This window comes from uncultured Sphingomonas sp., from assembly GCF_964243315.1.
GTDB lineage: Bacteria > Pseudomonadota > Alphaproteobacteria > Sphingomonadales > Sphingomonadaceae > Sphingomonas.
Genome location: NZ_CAXTEM010000090.1, coordinates 1 through 7,169, shown reverse-complemented (window position 1 = coordinate 7,169; position 7,169 = coordinate 1). Strand labels below are relative to the sequence as shown.

At 66.1% G+C, this 7,169-nt stretch carries 7 protein-coding genes; 2 read left to right on the top strand and 5 right to left on the bottom strand.

Annotated features, from left to right (window positions below):
- Together ACFE77_RS15590 and glnA are read left to right on the top strand one after the other, a co-directional pair.
- On the top strand, positions 1-272 hold a 272-nt coding region (locus ACFE77_RS15590; RefSeq protein ID WP_375422565.1), incomplete at its 5' end, for a P-II family nitrogen regulator.
- Positions 273-389: 117 nt separating this feature from the next.
- Complete coding sequence (gene glnA / locus ACFE77_RS15585) at positions 390-1,802, top strand: type I glutamate--ammonia ligase (protein ID WP_375422564.1); 1,413 nt, start codon at positions 390-392, stop codon at positions 1,800-1,802.
- Positions 1,803-2,115: 313 nt separating this feature from the next.
- Here the strand turns inward: glnA and ACFE77_RS15580 are convergent, their stop codons facing one another.
- The 5 genes from ACFE77_RS15580 to ACFE77_RS15560 form a co-directional block, all read right to left on the bottom strand.
- The gene (locus tag ACFE77_RS15580) at positions 2,116-2,862 is read right to left on the bottom strand and encodes an HAD-IIB family hydrolase (RefSeq protein ID WP_375422563.1); all 747 of its coding nucleotides are present in this window, start codon (positions 2,860-2,862) and stop codon (positions 2,116-2,118) included.
- Entirely contained in the window at positions 2,859-3,671 is an 813-nt protein-coding gene (locus ACFE77_RS15575) for a Cof-type HAD-IIB family hydrolase (RefSeq protein ID WP_375422562.1), read from the bottom strand. The genes ACFE77_RS15580 and ACFE77_RS15575 overlap by 4 nt, the downstream gene beginning before the upstream one ends.
- Positions 3,668-4,651, bottom strand: a complete 984-nt coding sequence (gnd, locus tag ACFE77_RS15570; RefSeq protein WP_375422561.1) for a phosphogluconate dehydrogenase (NAD(+)-dependent, decarboxylating) — start codon at positions 4,649-4,651, stop codon at positions 3,668-3,670. Before gnd ends, ACFE77_RS15575 begins: the two co-directional genes overlap by 4 nt.
- A 137-nt stretch (positions 4,652-4,788) precedes the next feature.
- The gene (gene tal, locus ACFE77_RS15565; RefSeq protein WP_375422560.1) at positions 4,789-5,913 is read right to left on the bottom strand and encodes a transaldolase; all 1,125 of its coding nucleotides are present in this window, start codon (positions 5,911-5,913) and stop codon (positions 4,789-4,791) included.
- Positions 5,913-7,169 (bottom strand): transketolase C-terminal domain-containing protein (locus ACFE77_RS15560; protein ID WP_375422559.1); only part of this gene is annotated, 1,257 nt, incomplete at its 5' end. The genes ACFE77_RS15560 and tal, both read right to left, overlap by 1 nt.

The window sequence follows — 7,169 nt, the reverse complement described above, 5'->3', positions numbered from 1 at the left end:
TCGGCGTGTCCGGCATCACCGTCACCGAGGCCAAGGGCTTCGGCCGGCAGAAGGGCCATACCGAGCTCTATCGCGGGGCAGAGTATGTCGTCGACTTCCTGCCCAAGGTGAAGCTCGAGGTCGTCGTCGAGGACTCGCTCGCCGACCGCGTCGTGGAGGCGATCGCCGCCGCTGCGCAAACCGGGCGGATCGGCGACGGCAAGATCTTCGTGATCCCGGTCGAGACCGCGCTGCGGATCCGCACCGGCGAACGCGACGACGCCGCGATCTAACCCAAGCAATCTCCCCTCCTGCTTGCGGGAGGGGTCGGGGGAGGGGCCGTCCTCCCCGTAACACGCCCTCCCCTAGCCCCTCCCGCGGGCGGGAGGGGAACACAAAGGAAAAGACCCATGGCCAATACTGCCGCCGACATCCTGAAGCGCATCAAGGAAGAGGAGATCGAGTGGATCGACCTGCGCTTCACCGATCCCAAGGGCAAATGGCAGCATCTCACCATGGTCGCGTCGATCATGGGCGAGGACGAGTTCACCGACGGCCTGATGTTCGACGGCTCCTCGATCGAGGGCTGGAAGGCGATCAACGAATCCGACATGACGCTGATGCCCGATCTCGACGCGGTCTACACCGATCCGTTCTCGGCGACGCCGATGCTGATCGTGTTCTGCGACGTGGTCGAGCCGTCGACCGGCGAGCTCTACGCGCGCGATCCGCGCTCGACCGCTAAGCGCGCCGAGGCGTATCTGAAGACCACCGGTGTCGGTGACACCGTCTATGTCGGCCCGGAAGCCGAGTTCTTCATGTTCGACAACGTGCAGTTCGACACCAACTACGCCGAGTCCTACTTCAAGATCGACGATATCGAGCTGCCGACCAACACCGGCCGCGCCTACGAAGGCGGCAATCTCGGCCACCGGCCCCGCGCCAAGGGCGGCTATTTCCCGGTCGCACCGGTCGACAGCGCCGTCGACATTCGCGGCGAGATGGTCTCGACCATGCTCGAGATGGGTCTGCCCTGCGACAAGCATCACCACGAAGTCGCCGCCGCGCAGCACGAGCTCGGCCTGACCTTCGGCACGCTGACGACCACCGCGGATCGCATGCAGATCTACAAGTACGTCGTCCATCAGGTCGCGCACGCCTATGGCAAGTCGGCGACCTTCATGCCCAAGCCGATCAAGGAAGATAACGGCTCGGGCATGCACACCCACTTCTCGATCTGGAACAACAAGGAACCGCTGTTCGCCGGCAACGGCTATGCGGGCCTGAGCGAGATGTGCCTGTTCTTCATCGGCGGCATCATCAAGCACGCCAAGGCGGTCAACGCCTTCACCAACCCGACCACCAACAGCTACAAGCGGCTGGTCCCGGGTTACGAGGCACCGGTGCTGCTCGCCTATTCGGCGCGCAACCGCTCGGCATCGTGCCGTATTCCCTACGGCACCGGGCCCAAGTCCAAGCGCGTCGAGGTCCGCTTCCCCGATGCGATGGCCAATCCGTACCTCGCCTATGCGGCGCTGATGATGGCCGGCATGGACGGCATCCAGAACAAGATCCACCCTGGCGAGGCGATGGACAAGAACCTCTACGACCTGCCGCCCGCCGAGCTGGCCCAGGTCCCGACCGTCTGCGCATCCCTGCGCGAGGCGCTCGAGAGCCTGACCGCCGACCACGATTTCCTGCTGAAGGGCGACGTGTTCACGAAGGACCAGATCGAAGCCTATGTCGAGGTCAAGTGGGCAGAGGTCGCCCGCTGGGAAATGACGCCGAGTCCGGTCGAGTACGACATGTACTACAGCGCCTGATCTGGACTCACCTCGCGCTCAGGGACGCTTATCGCCCTTGAGCTGCGGGCGGTCCCTACTCCTTCGTCACCCCGGATCGAGTCCGGGGTGACGATGACCCGAGGGCAGCGGCGAAACTCTGCCCGGCTGGCTCATTTGGTTATACGATAGCCTTCTCCTGACCGGGAGATGGCCTTGCGGATTACTTGGCCGCGAACGGCTGAGGGGTATCCCCTCGCACCGCAGCGTGGTAAGGCCGCGCCGTTACCGCCCGCCGGGCGGGGACAGCAGGGGGCGTTCGGAGCGATCCGGGCGCCCCTTCTGCGTCAGGCGCTCACTTCTGGCAGGCGACGATCGCCGCGATCACCGACAGCGTCTCCTCGGGATCGCGGACGCGTACCGTGTCCAGCCCAAGTTGCTTCGCCGGATAGTCGTTGCCCCCGGGGAAGATCGCGTCGCCGATGAACATCATCTTATCGAGTGCGATGCCGCTCTCGTCGCGCAGCTTCTTCAGGCCGTACGCCTTGTCGACGCCCTCGCGCGTGATGTCGATCGAGGTCGCGCCGCCCATGTTGATCGACAGCCCCGGCAGCCGCTTCTGCAGATCCGCCTGGATCACCTTGCGCTTGGCGAAATCGGGATCCCAATGTTCCTTCGCGTCGAGCGGCGCCTGCTGCCCGAGCGCCGAGAAGGTGATCTGGCTGCCGCGGTCCTCGATCCGCTCGCCCCAGGTCTGCTCGGGCGTGAAGCCGGTCGCCGCCAGCGCCTCGTCGAACGCCGCGAGGATCTTGGCCTTCAGCGTGTCGTCGAACAGTTCTGCATAGACCGTCGCCCACGCGCCGTCGCGGTAGCGGAACAGCTTGGTGCCGGTCGTCGGCATCAGCCACAGCTTCGATCGATCCGCCCGCTCGGGCAGCCGGCTTGCGACCTGCTTGTCGAACTGCGGCCAGTCGCCGCCCGAGATCACCGCGACATGCGCGACCCCCAGCAGGTCCGCCAACGCTTCGCCCATCGGCTCCTTCAGCGCCTGCTTGCTCTCGGCAAGGGTTCCGTCGAGGTCGAAGGCTACGAGTTCTTTCATGCGGCAACTCCGGTGGGGGTCAGGATCAGTGTATCGATCGCCTGGGCGACGCCATCGGCATCGTTGCCGGCGACGACGTGGTGGGCGGCGGCTTTCACGCGGTCGGGCGAATTCCCCATCGCGATTGCAACGCCGGCGCGCTTCAGCATCGGCAAGTCGTTGGCCTGGTCGCCGATCGCGGCGATCGCTTCCATCGGCACATCGAACGCCTTGGCGAGTGCGGCGATGCCGTCGCCCTTGTTGGCGACGAGCGCGGTGACATCGAGATAATAGGTCTGGCTTTGCGCGATCGTGGCGCGGTCGTCGAGATGTTCTATCTGCGCGTGCAGGCCGCGCAGCAAGGGCTCGTCGTCGCTGACGAAGGTGATCTTGTCGGCCCGGTCGATCAGCGCCGCGAATTCCGCGGTGACGATCGGCGCCTGGTTCGATGCCACCCGCTCATGCTCGACATGCGTGCCCTGGTCGCTGGTCGCGTACCAGCGGTCGTCGGCAAACACCCAGATGTCGACCGCCTGCCCTTCCGCCGCCTTCAGCACCCCGGTCGCCACCTCGGACGGGATCGTCACGTGCGACTCGATCCGCCCGTCGCGGTGGAAGACGATGCCGCCGTTGAACGCCGCGATCGGTACGTCGAGCGCCAGCGCATCCGCGATCGGCTTCAACCCCGACATCGGTCGCGCGCTGATGATCGTGAAGCCGACCCCCGCCGCGTCGAGCCGCCGTACCGCCGCGATCGTGCCCGGGGTCAACGCCTTCTGCTTGTCGACGAGCGTGCCGTCGACGTCAGACACCACCAACCGCACGGTCATTGCGGGATCTCCACATGGCCGCCGAAGCCGAAGCGCATCGCCGACAACAGCTTGTCGCCGAACGTATGCTCCACCCGGCTGCGATAGCGCGCGAACAGCGCGGCGGTCAGCACGTTGGCGGGCACCTTCTCTTCCATCGCGGCGTCGATCGTCCACTGGCCCTCGCCCGAATCGGCGACGTGGCCACTGAACTGTTCGAGGTTCTGGTCGCGCGCGAGCCCCGCGGCGGTGAGATCGAGCAGCCACGACGAAATCACGCTGCCGCGCCGCCACACCTCGGCGATGTCGGTCAGGTTGAGATCGAAGCGCTCCTCCTCCGCCAGCTTTTCCGACGACTTGCCCTTCAGGATGTCGAAGCCCTCGGCATAGGCCTGCATCAGGCCATATTCGATGCCGTTATGGACCATCTTGACGAAGTGGCCCGCGCCCGCCGGCCCGGCGTGGATATAGCCCTTCTCGGCGCGCGGATCCTCGTCCGATCCGACCCGGTCGGGGGTGCGCGAGATGCTGCCGAGCCCCGGTGCGAGCGTGTCGAAGATCGGATCGAGCAGGTCGACGGTTTCCTTGTCGCCGCCGATCATCATGCAATAGCCGCGCTCCAGCCCCCAGACGCCGCCCGAGGTGCCGACATCGACATAGTGCAGGCCCTTCTCGGCCAGCGTCTTGGCGCGGCGGATATCGTCCTTGTAGAAGCTGTTGCCGCCGTCGATCACGATGTCGCCCGCTGCCGCCTTCTCCGCGATGGCGGCGATCGTCTCCTCGGTCGGCGCACCCGCGGGCAGCATCACCCACCAGATCGCGGGCGTGTCGAGCAGCGCGTGCATCGCGTCGAGCGAATCCGCGCCCTCGGCGCCATCCTCCACCAGCGCCGCGACGGCGTCGGCGTTGCGGTCGAACGCGACCACCGCATGGCCGTTGCGCATCAACCGGCGCGCGATATTGCCACCCATCCGGCCGAGGCCGATCATTCCGATCTTCATCTCGGGATCCTTTGAAACCCTCTACCCTCCGGGGAGAGGGTTCAGAGAGGGGCTGTGTCTCGCAGAGAGCGCCGTCTCGTTGAGACACAGCCCCTCTCCCCCGGCCCTCTCCCCGTGGGGGGAGAGGGAGTAAGCGGTTAGGCGGTCGCGGGCTGCTTGGCGGCAATCGATCCGAGCAGGTCGTCGAACGCCTTCACGAACGATGCGACGCCTTCTTGCACCAGCGTGCCGGTGACGCCGTTCAGGTCGAGCCCGAGCCGATCCGCCTCGGCCAGCACGTGGCGCGCCTCGTCGATGTTTTCGGTCAGCGTCACCGCGGCGGTGCCGTGATCGCGGAACGCGTCCATCGTCGCGGGCGGCATGGTGTTGACCGTGTCGGCGCCGATCAGCGTGTCGATGTAGAGCGTGTCGGGATAGGCGGGGTCCTTCACGCCCGTCGACGCCCACAACAGCCGTTGCGGCTGTGCGCCTTTCGCCGCCAGTGCCTGCCACCGGTCGGATTTCAGGAACTCCAGGTACCATTGATACGCCAGCTTGGCATTGGCGATCGCGACTTTGCCGCGCACCGCCTTCAACGCCTCGGCCTCCGCATCGCCCTCACCCACGCGGCGATCGATCTCCTTGTCGATCATCGTGTCGATGCGGCTCACGAAGAAGCTCGCGACGCTGGCGATCTTGTCGATCGGCTGCCCCTGCTTGACGCGTTCCTCCAGGCCCATCGCATAGGCCTCCGCGACCCGGATATACGCGTCCAGCGCGAACAGCAGCGTCACGTTGACGTTGATCCCGGCCGCGATCGTCGCCGCGATCGCGGGGCCGCCGGCTTCGGTGCCGGGGATCTTGATCATTAGATTCTGGCGATCGACCGCCGCCCACAGCTTCGCGGCTTCGGCGATCGTCGCATCCGTGTCGTCCGAGATATAGGGCGACACCTCGAGACTGACATAGCCGTCCTTGGCGTCGAGCCGATCATAGACCGGCTGCAACGTCTCGGCCGCGGCCTTGATGTCCTGGATCGCGAGATGTTCGTAGCGGTCGATCGTCGCCGCGCCGGGGGTCTTCTGGTCGAATTCGGCGAGCGTCCCGTCATAGGCGTCGCCGTGCCCCATGGCCTTTTCGAAGATCGACGGGTTAGACGTGACCCCGGTAAGCCCATCCTCGTCGACCAGCTTCTTCAGCCCGCCGGCCTCGAGGAACTTGCGGTCGACGAAGTCGAGCCACACCGCCTGGCCGAGTGCGCCCAGATCCTTCAGCTTGCTCATCACTTCGTCTCCATCACGTCGCGGGCAACCTTGACGACATTGTCGACGGTGAACCCGTATTTGTCCTGCAGCTTCGCGATCGGCGCCGATGCGCCGAAGGTCGACATCGCGATCGTCTTGCCCGCGAGCCCGACATAGCGATCCCAGCCGATCTCACCCGCCATCTCCACCGCGACGCGCGCCGTCACCGCACGCGGCAGCACGCTTTCCTTATACTCGTCGTCCTGCATCTCGTAGCGATGCCAGCTCGGCAGCGACACGACGCGGCTGCGCACGCCCTCCGCCGCAAGCCGCTCATGAGCGTCGACCACGAGCGATAATTCGCTGCCGGTTGCGATCAGGATGACGTCGGGCGTGCCGCCGTCCGCCGCATCGGCGAGCACATAGCCGCCCTTAACCACGCCCTCGGCGCTCGCGTACTTCTCGCGGTCGAGCGTCGGCAGCGCCTGGCGCGACAACACCAGCACCGCAGGCCGGCTCGCATCGGACAACACCGCCTTGTACGCAGCCCCAACCTCGTTCGCGTCACCCGGCCGGATCGTGTCGAGGCCGGGGATCGCCCGCAGCGTCGCCAGATGCTCGATCGGCTGGTGGGTCGGACCATCCTCGCCGACGCCGATCGAATCATGCGTGAAGACCCAGATCGCGCCGATCTCCATGATCGACGACAGCCGGATCGGCGCGCGCATGTAATCCGCGAACACCAGGAAGGTGGAGCCGTAACCGCGCAGGTGCGACAGCGACATGCCGTTCACCACCGCGCCCATGCCGTGCTCCCGCACCCCGAAATGGAAGTTCTGCCCGCCGTAGTTGTTGGCCTCGAACGACGGCTTGCCCTTGATGTCGGTCTTGGTGGACGGCGCGAGATCGGCCGAACCACCGATCAGCCACGGCACCCGACCAGCGATCGCGTTGAGCACCTTGCCCCCCGAATCTCGGCTCGCGATGCCCTTGGGATCGGCCGGGAACACGGGCACGTCCGCATCCCAGCCGTCGGGCAGCTTGTCCTTCAACAGCAGGTCGAGCTCGCCCGCGAGTTCGGGGTATTCACCGCGATACCGCTCGACCATCGCGACCCATTCGTCGCGCAACTTGCCGCCGCGTCCGCTGATCGCGCCACGGAAATGATCCAGCACGCCGTCGGGGATGTAGAAGGACTTGTCCTCGGGCCAGCCATAGGCGCGCTTGGTGGCGCGGATGTTGTCCTCGCCCAGCGGCTCGCCATGCGCCTTCTCGCTGCCCGCCTTGGGGCTGCC

Excerpts from the sequence above, each read along its gene's own strand:
- gnd (WP_375422561.1), bottom strand. The coding sequence starts at position 4,651 with ATGAAGATCGGAATGATCGGCCTCGGCCGGATGGGTGGCAATATCGCG.
- tal (WP_375422560.1), bottom strand. The coding sequence starts at position 5,913 with ATGAGCAAGCTGAAGGATCTGGGCGCACTCGGCCAGGCGGTGTGGCTC.
- glnA (WP_375422564.1), top strand. The coding sequence starts at position 390 with ATGGCCAATACTGCCGCCGACATCCTGAAGCGCATCAAGGAAGAGGAG.
- ACFE77_RS15575 (WP_375422562.1), bottom strand. The coding sequence starts at position 3,671 with ATGACCGTGCGGTTGGTGGTGTCTGACGTCGACGGCACGCTCGTCGAC.
- ACFE77_RS15580 (WP_375422563.1), bottom strand. The coding sequence starts at position 2,862 with ATGAAAGAACTCGTAGCCTTCGACCTCGACGGAACCCTTGCCGAGAGC.